The organism is Bacillus sp. IBL03825 (genome assembly GCF_024712505.1).
GTDB classification, from domain to species: Bacteria; Bacillota; Bacilli; order Bacillales; family Bacillaceae_G; genus Bacillus_A; species Bacillus_A wiedmannii.
In genome coordinates this window covers 184908-205474 of record NZ_JAMXKE010000001.1, presented here as the reverse complement: position 1 = coordinate 205474, position 20567 = coordinate 184908, and the positions used below count along the sequence as shown (strand labels likewise).

General features: G+C 34.9%; 24 protein-coding genes and 1 riboswitch. Of the genes, 12 read left to right on the top strand and 12 right to left on the bottom strand.

Features of this window, described 5'->3' with window-relative positions; all coding sequences use genetic code 11:
• Positions 1 to 147: 147 nt before the first annotated feature.
• The 4 genes from NHG49_RS01185 to NHG49_RS01170 all read right to left on the bottom strand — a co-directional run bounded on the left by NHG49_RS01185 (position 148) and on the right by NHG49_RS01170 (position 3051).
• Positions 148 to 504: a YxeA family protein gene (locus NHG49_RS01185; protein ID WP_048563001.1), complete on the bottom strand. Its 357-nt coding sequence runs from the start codon at positions 502 to 504 to the stop codon at positions 148 to 150.
• A gap of 138 nt (positions 505 to 642) precedes the next feature.
• Positions 643 to 1479 (bottom strand): YitT family protein, encoded by an 837-nt coding sequence (locus tag NHG49_RS01180; RefSeq protein ID WP_064474388.1) that lies wholly within the window; start codon positions 1477 to 1479, stop codon positions 643 to 645.
• Between the two features lie 117 nt (positions 1480 to 1596).
• Entirely contained in the window at positions 1597 to 1926 is a 330-nt protein-coding gene (locus NHG49_RS01175) for a PH domain-containing protein (protein WP_064474389.1), read from the bottom strand.
• A 147-nt stretch (positions 1927 to 2073) separates the two neighbouring features.
• Positions 2074 to 3051 (bottom strand): LacI family DNA-binding transcriptional regulator, encoded by a 978-nt coding sequence (locus NHG49_RS01170; protein WP_258125452.1) that lies wholly within the window; start codon positions 3049 to 3051, stop codon positions 2074 to 2076.
• Between the two features lie 305 nt (positions 3052 to 3356).
• Between NHG49_RS01170 and NHG49_RS01165 the strand changes: the two genes are divergently transcribed.
• The gene (locus NHG49_RS01165) at positions 3357 to 3452 is read left to right on the top strand and encodes a DUF3948 family protein (RefSeq protein WP_001060010.1); all 96 of its coding nucleotides are present in this window, start codon (positions 3357 to 3359) and stop codon (positions 3450 to 3452) included.
• Positions 3453 to 3525: 73 nt separating this feature from the next.
• On the opposite strand, the gene NHG49_RS01160 is transcribed toward NHG49_RS01165, so the two are convergent.
• Positions 3526 to 4131: a lysophospholipid acyltransferase family protein gene (locus NHG49_RS01160; protein ID WP_000277789.1), complete on the bottom strand. Its 606-nt coding sequence runs from the start codon at positions 4129 to 4131 to the stop codon at positions 3526 to 3528.
• 336 nt (positions 4132 to 4467) lie between these two features.
• Between NHG49_RS01160 and NHG49_RS01155 the strand changes: the two genes are divergently transcribed.
• Positions 4468 to 4563, top strand: a complete 96-nt coding sequence (locus NHG49_RS01155) for a DUF3948 family protein (protein WP_001060007.1) — start codon at positions 4468 to 4470, stop codon at positions 4561 to 4563.
• A 53-nt stretch (positions 4564 to 4616) separates the two neighbouring features.
• Here NHG49_RS01155 and NHG49_RS01150 read toward each other — a convergent pair whose 3' ends face one another.
• Both NHG49_RS01150 and NHG49_RS01145 read right to left on the bottom strand, forming a co-directional pair.
• The gene (locus NHG49_RS01150; RefSeq protein WP_000894064.1) at positions 4617 to 4757 is read right to left on the bottom strand and encodes a YrzO family protein; all 141 of its coding nucleotides are present in this window, start codon (positions 4755 to 4757) and stop codon (positions 4617 to 4619) included.
• A gap of 21 nt (positions 4758 to 4778) precedes the next feature.
• Positions 4779 to 5747: a DMT family transporter gene (locus NHG49_RS01145; protein WP_064474391.1), complete on the bottom strand. Its 969-nt coding sequence runs from the start codon at positions 5745 to 5747 to the stop codon at positions 4779 to 4781.
• A gap of 128 nt (positions 5748 to 5875) precedes the next feature.
• Between NHG49_RS01145 and NHG49_RS01140 the strand changes: the two genes are divergently transcribed.
• Complete coding sequence (locus tag NHG49_RS01140) at positions 5876 to 6742, top strand: LysR family transcriptional regulator (protein ID WP_064474392.1); 867 nt, start codon at positions 5876 to 5878, stop codon at positions 6740 to 6742.
• Between the two features lie 255 nt (positions 6743 to 6997).
• A complete protein-coding gene (locus NHG49_RS01135; RefSeq protein WP_001060020.1) occupies positions 6998 to 7099 on the top strand; it encodes a DUF3948 family protein in 102 nt (33 codons plus the stop codon).
• Between the two features lie 65 nt (positions 7100 to 7164).
• Here the strand turns inward: NHG49_RS01135 and NHG49_RS01130 are convergent, their stop codons facing one another.
• A complete protein-coding gene (locus NHG49_RS01130) occupies positions 7165 to 8112 on the bottom strand; it encodes a helix-turn-helix transcriptional regulator (protein WP_258125451.1) in 948 nt (315 codons plus the stop codon).
• A gap of 133 nt (positions 8113 to 8245) precedes the next feature.
• Here NHG49_RS01130 and modA point away from each other — a divergent pair, with 133 nt between their 5' ends.
• The 7 genes from modA (at position 8246) to NHG49_RS01095 (ending at position 16818) form a co-directional block, all read left to right on the top strand.
• Positions 8246 to 9052: a molybdate ABC transporter substrate-binding protein gene (gene modA, locus NHG49_RS01125; protein WP_098101576.1), complete on the top strand. Its 807-nt coding sequence runs from the start codon at positions 8246 to 8248 to the stop codon at positions 9050 to 9052.
• Positions 9053 to 9057: 5 nt separating this feature from the next.
• Positions 9058 to 9732 carry a molybdate ABC transporter permease subunit gene (modB, locus tag NHG49_RS01120; RefSeq protein WP_046956647.1) on the top strand — a complete coding sequence of 225 codons (675 nt, stop codon included), beginning with the start codon at positions 9058 to 9060 and terminating at the stop codon, positions 9730 to 9732.
• 300 nt (positions 9733 to 10032) lie between these two features.
• Entirely contained in the window at positions 10033 to 10884 is an 852-nt protein-coding gene (locus NHG49_RS01115; RefSeq protein ID WP_000353549.1) for a GRP family sugar transporter, read from the top strand.
• 212 nt (positions 10885 to 11096) lie between these two features.
• On the top strand, positions 11097 to 11900 hold the full coding sequence (gene proC / locus NHG49_RS01110) for a pyrroline-5-carboxylate reductase (RefSeq protein ID WP_088048223.1): 804 nt from the start codon (positions 11097 to 11099) through the stop codon (positions 11898 to 11900).
• A gap of 1 nt (position 11901) precedes the next feature.
• Positions 11902 to 12735: an aldo/keto reductase gene (locus tag NHG49_RS01105; RefSeq protein WP_064474396.1), complete on the top strand. Its 834-nt coding sequence runs from the start codon at positions 11902 to 11904 to the stop codon at positions 12733 to 12735.
• A 153-nt stretch (positions 12736 to 12888) separates the two neighbouring features.
• Positions 12889 to 12993: riboswitch (SAM riboswitch) on the top strand.
• 132 nt (positions 12994 to 13125) lie between these two features.
• The gene (locus NHG49_RS01100) at positions 13126 to 14766 is read left to right on the top strand and encodes a peptide ABC transporter substrate-binding protein (RefSeq protein WP_064474397.1); all 1641 of its coding nucleotides are present in this window, start codon (positions 13126 to 13128) and stop codon (positions 14764 to 14766) included.
• Positions 14767 to 15174: 408 nt separating this feature from the next.
• Complete coding sequence (locus NHG49_RS01095) at positions 15175 to 16818, top strand: peptide ABC transporter substrate-binding protein (RefSeq protein WP_222655842.1); 1644 nt, start codon at positions 15175 to 15177, stop codon at positions 16816 to 16818.
• Between the two features lie 39 nt (positions 16819 to 16857).
• Here the strand turns inward: NHG49_RS01095 and NHG49_RS01090 are convergent, their stop codons facing one another.
• From NHG49_RS01090 to NHG49_RS01080, 3 genes are read right to left on the bottom strand one after another with little or no spacing between them, the layout of a single operon-like run.
• Positions 16858 to 17166 carry an ABC-2 transporter permease gene (locus tag NHG49_RS01090; RefSeq protein ID WP_064474399.1) on the bottom strand — a complete coding sequence of 103 codons (309 nt, stop codon included), beginning with the start codon at positions 17164 to 17166 and terminating at the stop codon, positions 16858 to 16860.
• A gap of 35 nt (positions 17167 to 17201) precedes the next feature.
• Positions 17202 to 17393, bottom strand: coding sequence for a hypothetical protein (locus NHG49_RS01085; protein ID WP_064474400.1), 192 nt, complete (start codon positions 17391 to 17393; stop codon positions 17202 to 17204).
• A gap of 11 nt (positions 17394 to 17404) precedes the next feature.
• A complete protein-coding gene (locus NHG49_RS01080; RefSeq protein WP_088048221.1) occupies positions 17405 to 18304 on the bottom strand; it encodes a helix-turn-helix transcriptional regulator in 900 nt (299 codons plus the stop codon).
• Between the two features lie 172 nt (positions 18305 to 18476).
• Between NHG49_RS01080 and NHG49_RS01075 the strand changes: the two genes are divergently transcribed.
• The gene (locus NHG49_RS01075; protein WP_064474402.1) at positions 18477 to 18944 is read left to right on the top strand and encodes a YusW family protein; all 468 of its coding nucleotides are present in this window, start codon (positions 18477 to 18479) and stop codon (positions 18942 to 18944) included.
• Between the two features lie 29 nt (positions 18945 to 18973).
• Here the strand turns inward: NHG49_RS01075 and NHG49_RS01070 are convergent, their stop codons facing one another.
• Complete coding sequence (locus tag NHG49_RS01070) at positions 18974 to 20563, bottom strand: peptide ABC transporter substrate-binding protein (protein ID WP_088048220.1); 1590 nt, start codon at positions 20561 to 20563, stop codon at positions 18974 to 18976.
• Positions 20564 to 20567: the final 4 nt, after the last annotated feature.

The window sequence follows — 20567 nt, the reverse complement described above, 5'->3', positions numbered from 1 at the left end:
TCACTCATGCTACTACAATGTACCCCCTTCCCCTTTATATAATAAAAAGAGCCTTAGTCCATACGGACTAAGGCTTTTTCATGAACTCTAGAATACCCCTACCTAGTATTTTTATTTTCGACAAAAAATAGGCGGGGGTATAACCCGCTATCTCATCGTTAAAAGTTTACTCTTCGCATTAATAGGAATATTTACAGCTTCAATTTCTTCAATCGCCTCTCCGTAGCGTCCTTTTGCATACACCTTTAACGCTTCATCTCTCTTTAACATATGCTTAACAGTCTTCTTTATTTTTTGTTCTCTTCCACGTTCGTCAAATGCAATAAATTCATATTCATACCACTCATCACCAATATGCTGACCAATTGTATTCACGACCGTATAGTATTCTTTCGTCTTATAAAGTGGATTATATTTATCGATAACTGGTCCAAGTTTCGTAGGCAGTAACATTACTACTATCACTATCATCGCTATTATAGTAGTGATCATTTTTTTCTTCATAATCAATCTTCCTCCTCTGCAGGATATATATACATCCATTTTAAAAAGAAGGAATAAAATCTACTATTGAATCTCATTACATTACACTTACATTTTTGTAAGAATTAAAAAAGGTGAACGAATTTACTCGTTCACCTTTTAGCTCGCTTTAAAGCCACCGCCAAGTACATCACGTACATCATGAATAACAACGAAAGCATCTTCATCTACTCGACTAATAACTTGCTTTAACTTAACAAGCTCTTGTTTATTTATAACAACATATAACACTTCTTTATTTTTACCAGTATATCCGCCGCGTCCTTCTAATACAGTGACACCGCGTGTCATGTTTTTCGTAATAGTTTCACGTATTAAATCTGGTTGATTTGAGATGATTGTAACAGCTGTTTTTGTATCCATTCCTTCTACAATGAAATCAATCACTTTCGCTCCGATAAATACTGCAACAAGTGTGTACATTGCTTTTTCTTGTCCTATGATAAATACTGAACCAGCAATTACAACAATATCAATAATAAGTACGCCTTTACCAACGCTCCACCCTAAATATTGATTTGCTAACTGAGCTAAAATTGCTGATCCTCCTGATGTACCTCCAGCTTTGAACATACAGCCTAATCCGACACCGACAAATAAGCCAGCGAATAGAGCCGCTAATAACGTATCACTATTTACATGATACTCAATATGTTCCGTAACATATAAAAACAAGGATGTTTCTACAATCCCTAAAATTGTATAAACCATCGTTTTTTTATCAAAAAATTTATAACCAATAACTAGTAAAATTGCATTTATAGCAAAGTTCACAATCCCCGGCGACCAATCAAATAAATAGTACGTAACAACCGTTACACCAATAATTCCACCCTCTGATAAACGGTTTGGAATTGCAAAGTAATTAATACCAATTGCGAATAATAATGAACCAATTGTAATTAGTGTTATTTCCTTTATACGTTGATTAACCATAGTTCATACCTCCCCCCATTTGACATTGTATCACTATCTCCTAGAGGTTTAGAAGTTGTTTTTATTGCGCATTTTTACTCTTAAAGATCGGGATATTATGTTTAAACAAAGGGGTGATTAATTATTCATATTCGCTCTAACTGTACGGACAAATCGCTCCACATTCCCCTTCTGAATATACTTAGCTCGAATGGTTTCATGACTACAAGTACATTCGAAATGCGGACGAAAATCTATGCTATCTATATGCAAATATGAATAATCTTTAAATGTTGCAGGATAGTATGGAAATTTCCCATAAAAGAGAAGACGTCTAGTAGTAGCAGCAAAAATCCCATGTTGATACGATAGCGTAAAATTATCCTTCTCAAATATCCCTACGACAAAAGCCAAAACCTTTTCATCATCTTCTATATACTTTTTCATACTCAATAAAAGTTCATTCATGCATATCCCTCCAAATACTATTTTGAAAAGAATCCATGGATTATTACAGACCGGTGTAACTCCTTTATAAAGTATGAAACGCGTTTCCTGTCAAAGATATTTCAAAAAAAACAATCCGTTATGTGATTTACACATAACGGATTGAAGCTAAACGGTAGAGCGTTCCACAAGTTCATATGGAATTTCCACCTTTTCTTGTTTAGAACTTTCATCACGTATTTGCCTGTAAAACATTTCAAAGGCCTTTTTACCTATTTCCTTTAAATTTTGATCAATGGTTGTAAGTTGTAACACTTGCGAAATAGGTTGATTATCAAAGCCAATAATCGCTAAATCCTCAGGAACTTGAATACCTAATTTTTCAGCTTCTGTCATAACCCCAATCGCTACTTCATCTCCTGCTACTATTAATGCTTCAGGAAGATGCTGCATCCCCTTTAATTTATGAGCCACTTTCACACCATCTTCTAATGTAAAACATTCTGTGAAAATCCATTCTTCCTTCACTTCTTCATCTATAGATTGCAATTGCTGTTTATAAACATCAAAACGTTTTTGACTACTCGGACCTAATTTCCTTCCCGTACAATAACCAATTTTTTTATAACTTTTCTCAATCAAATAATCCATTCCTAATTGAAAAGCTGCCGAATGATTCGTATATACACTTGAGATATTTGAAATATCATTATCTTCACAAGCAACGATTGTCCCATAGGAAGCATACGGCTCTATCGTTTCCCAATCATTCGCACGAGAACAAATAATAAGGCCATCCAATTGTTTTGTTTTTAACATATGTAAACTTTTCATTTCTTCTTTTTTATTATAATTCGTTTGGCAAAGTAGCACTCTGTAATTATGGGCTAACGCCACCTCCATCATCCCGCCCACCATCGCATCAAAACATGGATGATTAATATACGGTAAAATTACACCAACAATATTCGTTTTCCCTTTTGATAAATGAACGGCATTTGCGTTTTGTGAGTAATTCAACTTCTCAACTATCTCCATAACCACTTTCCTTTTTTCTTCACTTACATACGGATGATCATTCAATACTCTCGAAACAGTCGTAACTGAAACTCCCGCCATTTTTGCAATATCTTTAATATTAGCCATACACTCACCTCTACTTTTAACTTAATGAATTCCATGAACATATGTCAAACCTTCTCATTATTACATCTCCATTCGTTTTTCTTACAAAAGTGTAATTTTCCTGTAAGCTAATTCGATAGTTACTCTCCGCTTTTTTTCATACAATTAAGTCAGAAACAGGGCAACAATTATTCGAAAAGGAGCGGATTCATATGATGAACAAAATAAAATCAAACAATTTTTCAAATACAATGGGCATGGTATTTTCCGTTCTAATCGATGCTAAAGCTGTTGCTTCCACATTAAACAAGTAAGGAGAATTCATTATGAACAATATCACTTTTAACAAATTAGATTTTTTAGGACTAGCTAGCGGATCAGTTCTTCTTACTGCTTTTATTTACGCCGCTACGCTTGTATAACTTTTGTGTCCCCTTTCCCCTTTATTATAAATAGTAATAGAAAAGACGACCGTCTATGCCCGGTCGTCTTTTCTTATTTTTGATTTGATTGCAAAGTTTCCTTTAGCTCCTCAAACTTCTCATTTAATTGATCTGTCATCATTTTCATAGCTGTTTTTCGATCGATTTGTTCTTCAGCATCAATTTGAATTGGGTCGCCAAAAATTAATTGTGCCTTTTTCCCTTTTATTAATTCTTTTACACTTGATGGACCAACATAAGCTGCCGGTACTAACGGGACATTAGAACGCAGTGCAATCGTAACAGCCCCAGCTTTTAATGACACGTCTTCTGTTGATCTCGTACCACTCGGGAAGATCCCTACTACTTTCCCTTCTTTTAATAGGCGTGACGGAATTTTAAGTGTACTCGGTCCTGGATTCGCACGATCTACAGGGAATGCATTTACATTTTTAAAGAACCAATTTTTGAATTTCCCTTCAAATAATTCTTTTTTGGCCATGTAATGAATTTGGGTCGGATACATCCCTGTAGCTAACATTAATACATCCATAAAACTTGTATGTGTACACGCAACAACATACGGGCCGCCTTCTGGTAACTTTTCTCTTCCTTGCACTTCTACTTTCCCAGCTGTTTTAAATATATATTTCAACAAAAATGTAATTGGTTTATACATTTGTTTCGTTCCTTTCTGAACATCCGAATTATAATCATTCTCTTACAACGATTATAACACTAAGTTTTAGGAGTTGGTAATAAATTTAAGTATTAATTGTTACATTTCAATTCTTACAAAAGTGTAATTTTCTTGTAAGCTAATTCGATAGTTACTTCTCAAAATATTTCATACAATTAAGTCAGAAAGAAACAACAACTATTCGAAAAGGAGCGGATCAATATGATGAACAAAATGAAAACGAACAATTTCTTAAATACAATGGGCATGGTATTTTCCGCTCTAATCGACGCAAAAGCTGTTGCTTCTACATTAAACAAGTAAGGAGAATGCATCATGAATAACATCACTTTTAACAAATTAGATTTTTTAGGATTAGCTAGCGGCTCTCTTCTTCTTACTGCTTTTATTTACGCTGCTACGCTTGTATAACTTTGTGTCCCCTTTATATAGAAAAAGACGACCGTCTATGCCCGGTCGTCTTTTTACATTTTTCTTTCTTTTAATTCTTTTAAAAGCTGTATCAGCTCAGCTTGTTGTTTTATCTTTTTACGACCATTTCGGTTAATTGCTGCAAGCTCGCAGGCAACTCCGACGGCGAAGAAAAACAATAAACTTTCTAACATGTGAAATCCTCCAATTGCCTATTAAACAGCTTGACGTAATTGCTCTTCTTGTAAAATTCGCTTGTTTATATTTTCTTCTTTTCTCTGACAAACGTTATTGCGAATAAGTGATGCAATAACAAGTAAAGTCCCTATAATATCAAACATTGTTATTCGATATCCTTGCATCATCATAATAACTAAAGTCGTGATTGGTACAAAATTAATAAATAAAATCCCATTAATGGACGATAAAATTTTCACACCATAGTTCCAAGCAAGTAACGCTACGATACCTGGTAATGTCATCATAAACAATAAATCATATTTCACGATAGAAATCGTTCCCATACTCGGAACCGATACGTATCCAAACGATGTAATGATGACAGTTATAATCGCTGTGACAGTCGTACCAAATACACACGTCAACGTAGAATAACGTAATGTTGACCAATCGCTACATGTTTGACCACCCATCGTATAAATAACCCAACCTACAACACCAACAAATATAAAGGCCAGCGAAAACATGTTATCTTTCAATGTTAAAAAGAAACTCATATCACCTTTCGTAATAACGAATACAGCTCCTACAAAAGCAATCATCATGCTCGTTATCATATACTTTTTCGGTTTTACATGCTTATATCCCCATAGAATACAAATAGAAATCATCGGCATCAGTGCTTCCATAATAGAAGCAACCATCACGCCTGATTTCCCCATTAACATTTGACCTAAAAATATAAGTACATTATATACAGTAAACGCCATCGTTCCGAAAAAGACGAGTAACTTTCCTCTTCCCTCTAAACGAAATGCCTGCTTTCCTTCTTTCATTAACAACAATACAATCAGTACGATCGCCACCGCTCCATAGCGAATAAGCGAAAAATAAAATGGATCTATGTATTCTAGCGCATGATCAGCAACCGGAAACATCGCCCCCCATGACATACTTGCAATTAAACATGCTAAAGCCCCTACTATCATTTGACCTTTTCTCAACACAATTCCCCCACTTCTTTCTATTTGCACAAAGAGAATTGTAAAAGAAAAAATATATCACGTAAAATGATTCAAAATGATGTTAACTATCATTTATAATGATAGTTAACATCAAGGAGGATCATACTATGGAATTAAGAGACTTACAAATCTTCCAAAGCGTTGCCGACCGCGGTAGTGTAAGCGGTGCAGCAAAGGAATTAAACTACGTACAATCAAATGTAACTGCTCGTATTAAACAACTGGAAAACGAGCTAAAAACACCGCTCTTTTATCGTCATAAACGAGGCATGACTTTAACAGCTGAAGGAAGAAAAATGCTCGTTTATGTTAATAAAATTTTGCAAGATGTTGACGAGCTAAAACAAGTATTTTTAGATAGTGAAACTCCCTCTGGCATATTAAAAATCGGTACAGTCGAAACAGTAAGTACATTACCTACCATTTTATCTTCTTACTATAAACGCTATCCGAATGTCGATTTATCATTACAAGCGGGTCTAACAGAAGCATTGATTAGAGAAGTACTTGATCATCAATTAGATGGCGCCTTTATATCAGGGCCTATTAAACATCCACTAATTGAACAATACGATGTTAGTACAGAAAAATTAATGCTTGTAACACAAAATAAAGCTTTTCATATAGAAGAATTTACAACAACGCCCCTACTCGTTTTTAACCACGGATGTGGATACCGTTCCAAACTAGAACGATGGCTTAAAGATGAAGGTTTGCTCCCAAAAAGAATTATGGAATTTAATATATTAGAGACAATATTAAACAGTGTTGCACTCGGCCTTGGAATTACACTCGTACCACAGTCTGCTGTCCATCATCTTTCTAAAGCAGGTAAGGTACATTGTCATGCAATTCCTGAAAAATACGGTAGTATTTCAACGGTTTTCATACGCCGTAAAGATAGCTACATGACAAATTCAATGCGCAGCTTTTTAAAAACAATTGAAGAGCATCATCATATCAATATGCTTTAACGGACATTCTTACATGAATGTCTTTTTTTCTTACAAAAATGTAAGTCTCCCGTAAGCTAATTCGATAGTTGCAGGCAATCATATTTCCTATAATTAAGACATAAAGCAGGGCAACAACAATTCGAAAAGGAGCGGATACGCATGATGAACAAAATGAAATTAAACAAATTTTTAAATACAATGGGCATGGTGCTATCCGCACTTGTCGATGCAAAAGCCGTTGCAACTACATTAAACAAATAAGGAGAGATTATAATGAACAACATTACTTTCAACAAATCAGACTTTATCGGACTTGCAAGTGGAGCTACTCTTCTTACGGCCTTCATTTATACACTTGCTCAAAGTCTTGTTTAATACTTTGTTTCCCCAAACCCCTTTATATATAGAAAAAGCTGCTTGTCTTATAGACAAGCAGCTTTTTAGTTTATTTCATATATAATTTGACCTGTTTTCGTCATATCGTATCCGCCAATCGCTTTTAATTCATTATGAAATTCTTCCGATTGCAGAATATCTTTCACAACTTCGATCAGCTCTTCATTTTCTTTATTCTTCAAAATCACTAAATCATACTGTTCTTTCATGAGTGGAATAAAGTCTACGTTTACAATCTGTGAAAACTTTTCTGACCCTACTCCTACGTCAACTTTTCCATTTGCGACTTGCGTGGCAACACCAAGATGATTCGACTCTTCCCATTCATATCCACTAATACGCTCTTTATTTAATTTTTGAATGTGCAATTGTTCATCCACTAACACCCTAATGCCAGAACCTTTTTCTCGATTTACAAATCGTATAGATGATTGAGATAAATCAGCCCATGTTTTTATATTTTTTGGATTTCCCTTTTGCACATAAAACCCAACGTTCCTTGCTAATAAATTAATCATCGTACATGGTTGTCCAACTAAAATACGTTTTACATACGGAACATTATATGTACCCGTTTCGCCATCAAACAAATGCAGACTAACGATACTTCCTTCTCCTTGATACATCTTTACTAAACTCGTTAAACTACCTTGATATGCCCTTAATACATTTGAACTTGGCAAGCGATTTTCTATACGTTTTGCCAACATATCTAACGTTAGTTCTTGTCCGCTAATAATAAATGTATCCAAGCCCCTACTATCTTCACTCTTTACAGGAGTTCCCTTTATTTTCCCTGTTTTCATTTGCTTTATATATTGTTCTAAATCCGTTGCATCAATGCGCATCTGTCTACCGATTCTATAAGAAGGCAGTTCCCCTTTTTTAATTAGATCGTATACAGTTAATTTTGATACTTTTAATCGCTTCGCTACTTCTTCCGTTGTGTAGGAATGATGATCCATAGACGATTCCTCACTTTCTTTCTTCATTGTAACAAAGAAAAGAATATTTCTCCTATATTAAAAAACAACTATATCGTTCAAATTATATTCAATTATAACTAGTTATATCTAGTTATAATTAGTTATAATTAAATGTGTCAAAACGAAAGGGGATTTTTTTATGAACAAGTTTACATTACGATCCATCGGAGCACTTATACTTTCTTTTCTTCTTATATTTAGTGCTGCATGTACAAGCGGCGAAAAGAAAGAAAAATCAACTGCTAAAGAAGAAAAAGCAGTAGAACTTACTATATCAGCTGCTGCAAGCTTACAAGATGCACTAAAAGAAATTGAAACAAAATATAAAGAAAAAGAACCTAATATTAAACTTTCTTTTAACTTCGGTGCTTCTGGTGCACTTCAACAACAAATTGAACAAGGCGCGCCTGCTGATTTATTCTTCTCAGCAGCCGAAGATAAATTCCAAACCCTTGTTAAAAAAGGATTTATTAATGAAAAAGAAGGGAAAAATCTTCTTGGAAATGAACTCGTTCTAGTTGTCCCAAAAGATAGTTCTCTTGCAAAAATTCAAGATTTAAAAGATGAAAAAATTAAGAAAATCGCACTTGGTACACCTGAATCAGTACCTGCGGGAAAATACGCAAAGGCTTCTCTCACACATGAAAATCTATGGAATGACATTCAAAATAAAATCGTATTTACAAAAGATGTTCGCCAAGTGTTAACATATGTAGAAACAGGTAATGTCGATGCTGGTATTGTATACAAAACCGATGCTCTTATTTCAAACAAAGTAAAGATTGGCGAGACAGCAGCAGCGACTTCGCATGAGCCAATCCACTATCCTTTAGGTGTTATAAAGGAATCTAAGCATAAGAAAGAGGCGACTTCATTTTATGAGTATTTGCAGTCAAAAGATGCACAATCTATCTTTAAGAAATATGGATTTACAGTCCTATCATAATTGCCATGAGCTTTGATGCCATTTTGTCACCGATCTTTCTATCTTTACGAGTAGCTGCATGCGCCACCATTATCGTTACAATTTTAGGAACGATAATCGGACGAGCGCTAGCACGCTCCTCATGGAGATATAAAGTAATATTAGAAACTATTTTCTTATTACCAATGGTACTTCCGCCAACCGTAATCGGCTTTTTTCTCATTATCATTTTTGGAAATAATAGTCCCATTGGAACGTGGGTAGAATCAATATTTCAGCAGTCTATTATGTTCACATCTACTGCTGCGATCATTGCTTCTACAGTTGTTGCATTTCCGCTTATGTACCAATCAGCAAAAACAGGATTTTCTATCGCGAATGTACAAATTGAAGAAAGTGCTCGTGACCTTGGTGCAAGTGAATATCAAGTTTTTCTACACGTCACACTTCCGCTTGCATTTCCGGCCTTACTAAGCGGAATGATTTTAAGCTTTGTTCGTGCACTAGGGGAATTTGGTGCTACGCTCATGTTTGCTGGAAATATCCCTGGTAAAACACAGACAATCCCAACTGCAATTTATATGGCGATTGATGCAAGTAATATGCAACTCGCTTGGACACTAGTAGTTATCACTATTAGTATGTCACTCCTATTTCTGCTATGTATTCAGCTTATTAATAAAAGAATTACTAACCCTTAAAGCAGCTTTTGTCGAAGCTGCTTCATTATTTCTTAGGAAATAAAATATACCAATGGGAAATAACTGAATTTTATATTTTATTAAAATATACATTTTATTTGAATTCACTTTCTAAAATAGGCAATTTCCTGTTATTATATGGAGGTGTTTCAAAAAATGAAGAAATGAAAACGCATTTATATCGTGAATTCTTCATCCTGTTTTAGCGATCGGTAATCTTCTACTCTATTAGTGGGGCATTACCGATCGTTAGAACGATATGTAATTATATTGGTATAGGAAATCGAAGGGAGTCTTGTAATGGACATTTTATTAGCGCTTCTTCCTGCAATTGCATGGGGAAACATCTTATTAGTAAGCGTAAAAATGGGTGGTGGTGCATATAGCCAAACGGTAGGTATGACAATCGGTGCTCTATTCTTCGCAACAATTATGTATGTATTTACTCAACCAGCTTTAACAATGACAGTCTTGATTGTTGGTTTTATTTCAGGTTTATTCTGGGCTTTAGGACAAGTAAACCAATTAAAAACAGTTGAAAAACTAGGTGTTTCAACTACCGTAACAATTTCTACTGGTATGCAACTTGTTGCAACTTCTATCTTTGGAGTTATCGCTTTCCGTGAGTGGACTACTACAACAACGATTGTTCTGGGAACGATTGCAATCCTATTAATCGTAGTTGGTGTTGTATTCACATCACTAGATGACAAAGAAAATGCACAGCCACCAGGACAATTGAAAAAAGGACTTCTTACTTTAATTGTTTCTACTTTCGGTTACCTTGTATATGTAATTATTATTCGTTGGTATAATATCGATGGTTGGTCTGCTATTTTACCACAAGCAGTTGGTATGTTTGTCGGTGCGGTTGTATTGACATCTAAACATAAACCATTTAACAAATATGCAATCCGTAATGCTTTATCTGGTTTACTATGGGGAACTGGAAACTTATTCTTACTTCTTTCATTACCACGTGTCGGAGTAGCAACAAGCTTCCCATTATCTCAAACTGGAATCGTTATCTCAACATTCGGTGCGATTGTCTTCTTAGGTGAAAAGAAAACAAAACGTCAATTGATCTTTATTGCACTAGGTAGTGTTTTAATTATCGGCGGCGCTGTATTGTTAGGTATGACAAAAGCATAAACTTATAATCTATTAATCCCTGAAGCAATTATGCTTCAGGGATTTTTTATTACAACTATTTTTTAAGTATAATAATTTTTATAACCTTATTTGTATTAACCCTCCTCCCTCCATTTTCATCCTTTTCACGATAATTCTTTTCTTTTTACAAAATCCTCTTAAAAATGGTATCGTTTTTTATAACATATCTTCACTAGAAAGGAATAAAGGATATGCTAACTAAACATCGAATTCTATTTATTGGTGCTGGTCGTATGGCAGAAGCTATATTTTCCGGATTACTTAAAACAAGCAAAGAATACATCGAAGAAATTATCGTTTCTAACCGCAGCAACGTAGAAAAGCTAGAACAATTACGAGCGCGATATAATGTGTCTATCACAACAGATTGGAAGCAGCATGTTACATCTGTTGATACGATTGTTTTAGCAATGCCACCTTCTGCACATGAAGAATTATTAGCAGAATTATCTCCGTTACTATCGAATCAACTTGTCGTAACGGTAGCTGCTGGCATTGGCCCATCTTATTTAGAAGAAAAACTTCCCGGGGGAACACCTGTCGCTTGGATTATGCCAAATACAGCTGCTGAAATTGGAAAGTCTATCTCCTTATATACAATGGGACGATCAGTAAACGAGATGCATCAAGAAACCCTGCAACTGCTTTTAAGAGGCATTGGCACTTCGCAACTTTGCACTGAAGAAGAAGTTCATCAGCTTACTGCAGTTACTGGAAGTGCACCAGCTTTCCTTTATTACTTTGCTGAAAGCTTAATTGAAGCAACAAAAAGTTATGGAGTCGATGAAGCAACCGCAAAACACCTTGTCATTCAAATGATTTCCGGCTCTGCTTCTATGCTTGAACAAACGCAAGATCCAGCTAACCTCCGCGAACAAGTGACAACACCAGGTGGTTCCACAGCTGAGGGTCTCAAAGCTTTATATGAATATAATTTTTCAGAGGCAATTCAAAAAGCAGTAGAAGCAACAAACAAAAAAGCTAGGGGGAAATAATATGAATTTAACAAGTTTAAAGGACTATACAACATTACATAACGGTGTAAAAATGCCTTGGTTCGGTTTAGGTGTTTTTAAAGTAGAAGATGGTTCAGAAGTAATTGAATCTGTAAAAGCAGCAATTAAAAATGGCTATCGCAGCATTGATACTGCAGCAATTTATCAAAACGAAGAAGGCGTTGGACAAGCGATTCGTGAATCAGGTGTTTCACGTGAAGAATTATTTGTTACATCAAAAGTATGGAATAGCGATCAAGGATATGAAACAACACTTCAAGCATTTGAAACTACATTAGAGAAATTAGGTCTAGAATATTTAGATTTATATTTAGTACATTGGCCTGTAAAAGGGAAATATACTGAATCATGGAAAGCGTTAGAAAAACTTTATAAAGATGGCCGTGTTCGTGCTATCGGTGTGAGTAATTTCCACATTCACCACTTACAAGACGTATTTGAAATCGCTGAGATTAAGCCAATGGTCAACCAAGTGGAATACCACCCACGTTTAGCACAAGAAGAGCTACACGCTTTCTGTAAAGAACATAACATCCAGCTTGAAGCTTGGTCACCATTAATGCAGGGACAACTACTGGATAACTCAACATTAAAAGACATTGCGACAAAATATAATAAATCAACTGCACAAATTATTTTACGCTGGGATTTACAAAATGAAGTTGTAACAATCCCTAAATCTATTAAAGAACATCGCATTATTGAAAATGCAAATATATTCGATTTTGAATTAAGTGCTGATGACATGAAAGCAATTCAAGCTCTAAATGAAGAGCGTCGCGTTGGTCCAGATCCAGATAACTTTAACTTCTAGTAGAAAAACCACTGCCATATGCAGTGGTTTTTCCTACTTAAGAAAACTGAAAATTTAAACTATATTTCAATTGGTTGACACTTCATTATCCAAGGTGTAAGATTTTGAATTATCAAAGAAACACAAAAATTAATAAAATTTATTCGTTTACTCATTGTATCAAGAGAGGTGGAGGGACTGGCCCTTTGAAACCTCGGCAACAGGTTCATTTTGAACACTGTGCCACTTCCTGCAAGCTTTGTGCTTGAAAGATAGAATGAGGGACTTCGTTTATATACGGGTGCATAACTTGTACGTAAAAATCCCTCTTTCTCAATATGAAAAGAGGGATTTTTTATTTTTCATTTCCCTCATCATCATCCAAACTTAATTATTTAGGAGGAAAATCAAATGAAAAAGAAGTTTGTACCCGGTATTGCATCAGTTGTAGGAGTAAGTATTTTATTAACTGGTTGCGGTAGTTATAAAAACGAAGCAAGCGAAGCAAATGCAAAAGACGAGGCACCTAGTAAACAGGTTTTAAACTTATCTTCACCTACTGAAATACGAACAATGGATACAGCCCGTGCTACAGATACTGATTCTGGTCAAGTAATGAGAAACGTATTTGAAGGTTTGTATAATCTTGGTGAAGGCAACAAACCTGTCCCTGGCGTTGCAAAATCTCATGAAGTAAGTGGCGATAAAACGAAATACACATTCCATTTACGAGATTCAAAATGGTCAAACGGCACTCCTGTCACAGCGAAAGATTTTGTCTTTGCTTGGCAAAGAGCTGTCGATCCAGCAACAGCCTCTGAATATGCATTTCTATTCTTTGATATTAAAAACGCAACAAAAATTAACAACAAAGAACTTCCAGCCGATCAACTTGGTGTAAAAGCAATTGATGACCATACGTTTGAGGTAGAATTAGAACGTCCTGTTCCGTACTTTATTAGCTTAACAGCGTTCCCAACATTTCTACCAATTAACGAGGAATTCTTTAAATCACAAGGTGATAAGTACGCTTTAGAAGACAATACAATCTTGTACAACGGAGCTTTTACACTAAGCGATTGGAAGCATGAGCAAAGCTTTAAATTTAAGAAAAACCCTACCTATTGGGATAAAGATACTGTCAAACTGGAAGAAATCAATTTTAACGTCGTAAAAGAAAAATCTACAGAAGTAAATTTATTCGAGTCAAAACAATTAGATCGTATCAAACTAACATCTGACTTCGTTGATAAATATAAAAAGGATGCTAACTTTAAAGAACGGCCAAACGTAGGGGTACAGTTTCTACGTATGAATCAACAAAACAAAGTACTTCAAAACGTTTCTGCACGCCAAGCAATCGATCAAACAATTGATCGAAAATCCTTTGTAAATACGTTATTAAATGACGGCTCTACCCCAACCTCTAGTCTCGTGCCGAAAAACTTTGCAAAAGGACCTGACGGAACAGACTTCCGTGCTGCAAACGGCGATTTAACAAAGGTTGATACAAAATCTGCTCAAGAATTATGGAAAAAAGCAAAACAAGAACTTGGGTCTGAAAAAATAACGTTAGAACTATTAACAAGTGACGGTGACCTTGAAAAGAAAACTGGTGAATTCTTAAAAGGACAACTAGAAAAGAATTTAGATGGATTAACAGTAAATATAAAGCCGCAACCACGTAAACAACAAGTTTCACTTTTATTAAAAGGTGACTACGAAATTGGAATTGACGGCTGGAGCCCTGACTTTGCGGATCCAATTACATTCCTTGAGCTATTTACAACGAATAACCCTTACAACTTAGATCATTACTCTAATAAGGAGTTTGATGAAACAATAGCAAAAGTGAAAACGACTTTAGCCGGTGATGAAAAAGCTCGCTGGGAAGCATTACTAGCATCCGAGAAAATATTATTTAAAGACTCTGTTATCGCTCCTCTTTACCAAAAAGGCGAATCTTATTTAGAACGTTCTTATGTGAAAGGAATTGTGCAAGTAGACTTTGCAGGTCAATTAAACTTCAAATGGGCAAAAATTGAAAAATAAAGCGCAACTTTAATCAGTGGGTTTTTCTTCATCCTCCACTGATTATTAGTCCACACCAATTATTTTTTTAGCAAAACATATGAAAAGCAGATTCCCTAATACGAGGAAATCTGCTTTTTTAATATATTATTCTAAGAAATTAACAATCTATTTTTATTATTGACATATAGTTATTTTCAGTGTTAATATTCTAAATAATCAAATAAACGAAATATTTCACCATCAAAATATAACGTCTACTACGTTGAAACATATAACGATAGATTATAGTTCAACATGTATATACATATAGAACACCTGATTACCTACATACACATATCTATAATAGGTTTTCTCTTCTTCTATAGCTACACTTCAAAACTTGGAAATTACGACGTTACGAACAACACTTTTAGGGAGGAACGAACAATGAAGAAAAAAGTTGTACCTGTTGTTGCATCTGTTTTAGGGGCAAGTCTATTACTAACTGCTTGCGGGGGAAATAAAGATCATGCAAGCGGAGCGAAAGCAAATGATAAAGCACCTGATAAGCAGGCAATTAACTTATCATTCGCTTCAGAAATTCCAACAATGGATGTTGCAAAAGCAACGGATGGGGAATCCATGAGCGTAATGCGCAATGTTTTTGAAGGTTTATATGCAATGGGAGAAGATAACAAACCAATTCCTGGTGTTGCTGAGTCGGTTGACCTTAGTCCTGATAAAACAAAATATACATTCCACCTGCGTGATTCAAAATGGTCAAACGGTACTCCAGTTACAGCAAAGGACTTTGTCTTCGCTTGGCAACGTGCCGTAAATCCTGATACAGCAGCTGAATATGCATTCTTATTCTTCGATATACAGAATGCGAAACAAATAAGCCAGAAACAATTACCAATTGATCAACTAGGGGTCAAAGCTCTTGATGATAAAACGTTAGAAGTACAACTAGACCGTCCTGTTCCCTACTTCTTAAGCTTAACGACATTCTCAACATTCTTACCAATTAATGAAGATTACTTAAAATCTCAGGGCGATAAATATGGTTTAGAAACAAATCATTTAATTTACAACGGTGCTTTCACATTAGATAACTGGAAACACGAGCAAAGCTTCCAATTGAAGAAGAACCCTAACTATTGGGATGCCAAAACTGTAAAATTAGAAGAAATCAACTTCAATGTCGTTAAAGATAAGTCTACAGAAGTTAACTTATACGATTCAGGACAAATCGATCGTGTTGCTTTAACTGCAGAGTTTGTTGATAAATATAAGGGCGATCCAAACTTCAAGGACCGCGCTGAAGTTGGTATTCAATTCTTACGACTCAATCAAAAAAATGAAACATTAAAAAATCAACATGCACGGCTTGCTATTAACGGAGCAATGAATAAAAAAGCATACGTAGAAACAATTTTAAATAATGGTGCTGTTCCAGCTGAAGGAATGGTTCCTGCGAAATTCGCGAAAAGTCCAGAAGGCACTGACTTCCGTAAAGAAAATGGAAACCTAGTCAAAGATGATGTGAAAACAGCAAAAGAAAACTGGAAAAAAGCGAAACAAGAACTTGGTACTGACAAAGTAACAATCGAACTATTAACAAGTGATAATGCTTTAGCTAAAAAGACTGGTGAATATTTAAAAGGTGAACTAGAAAAGAATCTAGATGGATTAACAGTGACGTTAAAACCACAACCACGTAAACAACAGCTGAAACTACTATTAAGTGGTGACTATGAAATCGGTATTGATGGCTGGGGCCCTGACTTCGCTGATCCAATTACATTCTTAGATTTATTTACAACAGATAGCGCTTATAACTTCGATAAATACTCTAACAAAGAGTACGATGCGCTCATTCATAAAGTGAAAACAGATTTAGCTGGCGATGAAAAGGCTCGCTTTGAAGCAATGAAGCAAGCTGAAAAAATCCTATTACAAGACGGTGCTGTCGCTCCTTTATACCAACAAGGTCGTTCTTACCTACAACGCGGATTTATTAAAGGGCTTGTAACAACTGACTTCGGCGGTGAATTTAACTACAAGTGGACAGAAGTTGCAAAATATTAAAATAAAAAAGGTATCCAATCGCAGGATACCTTTTTTATTTTATACTTCTTTAACTACATGACTTCTTCTCTTTACTATTCCTTTTATAGATACAGTAATTACTGCTACCAATTGTGTAACTAATATAATGACTAATAATGAAATAATATTTTTTTCTAAACTAACTCCCCCAAATATTATTGTATAATAGCCATTCGCTGCATATGTTGCGGGAAATAATTCGCCGATTGTTTCATATGTTTTAGAAAGCATCTCGTGTGGTACAATTACACCCGAACTTACAAGTTGTAACGATAGTGAAATTATATTAAAGATCATACCTGCATTTCCGAAAACAATTATGAACATTTGTGTTAATGAAAGAAAGGCGAAGAAGACTATTTTTAATAATCCTCTTCCCCTTCTTTTTGCATTGAACCAAAACTCATCATAAATATAAACACAAACATCAAATATGTTCTCCACGTCAAAGAGGGTATATGCCCTGACCAAAGATAGCTAATGAAATAGTTAATTCCCATAATACAAGACGATACTACTAAACTAATACTTATTAGTTTTACATATTTGAGCATATCTTTTCTCCTTACTTTTCTATCTCTTCAAATTGCAGATTTACCGGCTCTTCTAGGAGTGTTTCATAAAAGTTTTCAGCCAAATCTGTTGAAGGAATTTTTTCATCCACTTCATCAAATCGAATACTATCTAGCCACACACAACCTTCTCCTGCTAATAAGACACCAAATGCAATACCAAGCGCTCCTTCTTTTATATCTAATACAACCGAATACGATTGCCAGTTATTCGTATTTTTAATTGGGCGATTTTGCATGTTATCCATAGCGAGTGGTTCTGTATCTTTTCCGTCTACTCGCATCCACAATCCTGCCCAATCTCTTACGTTCTCACTCTTAACAAATGCTGTTAAACGTAATCTTTTACCTACATATCTATCGGCTCGGAACATTTGCATTAATGTTGAAAATCCTCCGTGCGTAACATTCTCTTTTGCTTTTATGTATGCAGATACTTTTCCTTGATGGGCAACTTCATAATCTAAACCCATCTCATATTCAGCAGGATGACTTCCACTTAAGATCCATCCTTTCGGTATACCTTTTTGCATTGAAACACCCTCTCTTTCTATATAAAATGACTGAAAGTACTTTCGATATTTCTTTGGTGGCAATTGAAACATTCTTTTAAAAGCTCTTGTAAATGCCTCTTGTGAGGAAAAACCGTATTGCACTGCAATATCAATAACAGCTCTCTCCGTTGACACTAAAACTTGCGCAGCATGAGTTAACCTTCTCTTTCGAATATAATCCGTTACACTCATCCCAACATATCTTTGAAAGATGCGATGAAAATGGTACATCGATACTGCACTGTGAGACGCCACTCTTTCTGTTGTAAGCTCCTCATGTAAGTGATCCTCTATATATTCAATTGCTTGTTTTATCATCTCTTTATATTCTCCATGCATTTTAGTACCCCCTCACAACCTTAATTTACCATATACATACAAATCATTTTTGATTTAAATTGCGAATTAAACTTTGTGGCTACAAGTTAATAATTTATTTTCAACACATACATAATTACATGATTTTGGGAAAAACTTGTATAGAACGAATTTACATAAGGAGGAAATTATAATGAGAATTTTACTATCAGTTTTATTAGCGCTTATGCTAGTACCTGTATTAACAGGATGTAAAGCTCCTGCGAAAGAAGATACAACTTCTAATAAGAAAACTACTGAAGAAGCAAAAAATGAAGCTCCTGCTGATTTAAAACTTAACTTCAATGAATTTAGTTTAGATGCAGACTATCAAGATACGAAGAAAGACTACGAGGCTGATTATAAAAATGCAGCAGCAGATAAAAAAATGGAAGCAAAACTTGAAGACCACAAATCAAATGCAAAGTTTACAGGTGACGAGGCTATTACAAAATTAAGCCCACTTCTACAAGAATTAAAATTTGATAAAGATACTCCTGACCAAGAAGTAATCGATCAAGTAGTAAATGTGTTCAAACTTGATAAAGACTATCAAAAGTTTGATTTAGAAGTTGTCTTCTCTGATGGAACGAAAAAAGAATATAAAAGAGAAATAAAATAAAGAAGTAGGCGGTTGCCTACTTCTTTATTTTATTTTTTAGCATATCGTAAGCTCGGTTGAGATCCTACATAGTATTCTAATCCAGATACAGATGATTTTTGTAAATAAGAATCTGTTGGGAATACAAGTGGGATTAAAGGATATTCTGTAAACATAATATCCTCTGCTTGATGTAATAAGTCAAAGCGTTTATTTTCATCTTGTTCTAATTTTGCTTGATTAATTAAATTATCGAAGTCTTTATTAAACCATTTTGCATAGTTATTTGGACCATCACCTGCATAAATTTCTAATTGTGCAGCTGGATCTAATGTAGATCCTCCCCATCCCATATATGCAATTTGGAAGTCACTTTGTTTGTACATATCAATATAACTTTTCCACTCTTTACCTTCTATTTTTACATCTACACCAAGATTTTTCTTAAACATTTCTTGAAGTGTTTCAGCTATTTTCTTCTTATCTGAATATTTCACTGTTACTTCTGGAAGTGTAGTCCATCCTTCTTCCTTCATTCCTTCTTCTAATAGAGTCTTAGCTACTGCAGGATCATATTTAAAATAGTCACCTTTCTCTTTACGGAAGTCGCGATCACTTTCTGTTTTTGCTCCCTCTGGCACAAAGCCATATGCTTCTTTTGCATTATTCTTTAATATTTTCTCTACGATAAACTTGCGATCTACAGCTATTGCAAAAGCTTTACGAATTTTCGCATTTGTAAATGGCGGCTTTTCTGAATTAAATGAGTAAATATGAGTTGAGTAGTCTTGCATTTTTTTAAACTCTTTATTATTCTGTTCCTTTTCAACTAAATCTGTTGGTATGTGAGATAGTAAATCTAATTCTCCAGATTTATATAATTGATACGCTGTTTTACCTTCAGGGATAATACGGAATTCAATCTCTTTTGATGCTACTTTTTTATCATGAAACTCTTTATTTTTTTCTAAAATAATCGTTTGATTATGCTTCCATTCTTTCAATGTGAAAGGACCATTTGTAATTAATTCTTTTGGATCTACTTTTAGTTTACCTTTTTCATCAATAGATTTTTTATTAAGTGGAATATATAACGACTGGGATAATGTCCGTTTAATAGATGTCACTGGATGTTCAAATTGTAGCTTTAGAGTTACATCATCTACAGCTTGAATTCCTACTGCATCTTCTGCACCTTTCCCTGTATTAAATGCTTCTCCACCCTTAATGAAATATAGTTCTGTTGCATTCATAGAACCCGTTTTAGGATTTAATATTCTCTTCCAAGCAAATTCAAAATCTTTTGCTGTTAACGGGGAGCCATCAGACCATTTTAATCCTTTTTTCAAATAGAATGTATACTCTTTTCCATCCGCTCCAGCTTCCTCTTTCTCTACTAAATCCTTTTCAAACTTCCCGTCAGTTGTCTGTCTATACAAAGTTGCAAATAAGTGCTCAATTACATAATTAGAGTTATTATCTGTTGAAATCGCTGAATCTAGCGTGTAAGGGTCACTACCAAGATTCGTTACAAAACGGTCTCCTTTACTAGCACTTGCTTTTGAAGTATCTTTCTTGCCACAAGCGACAGAAGTAATTGCTAATACGGTCATAATGACAAATAATAAAAACTTCTTCATCTTA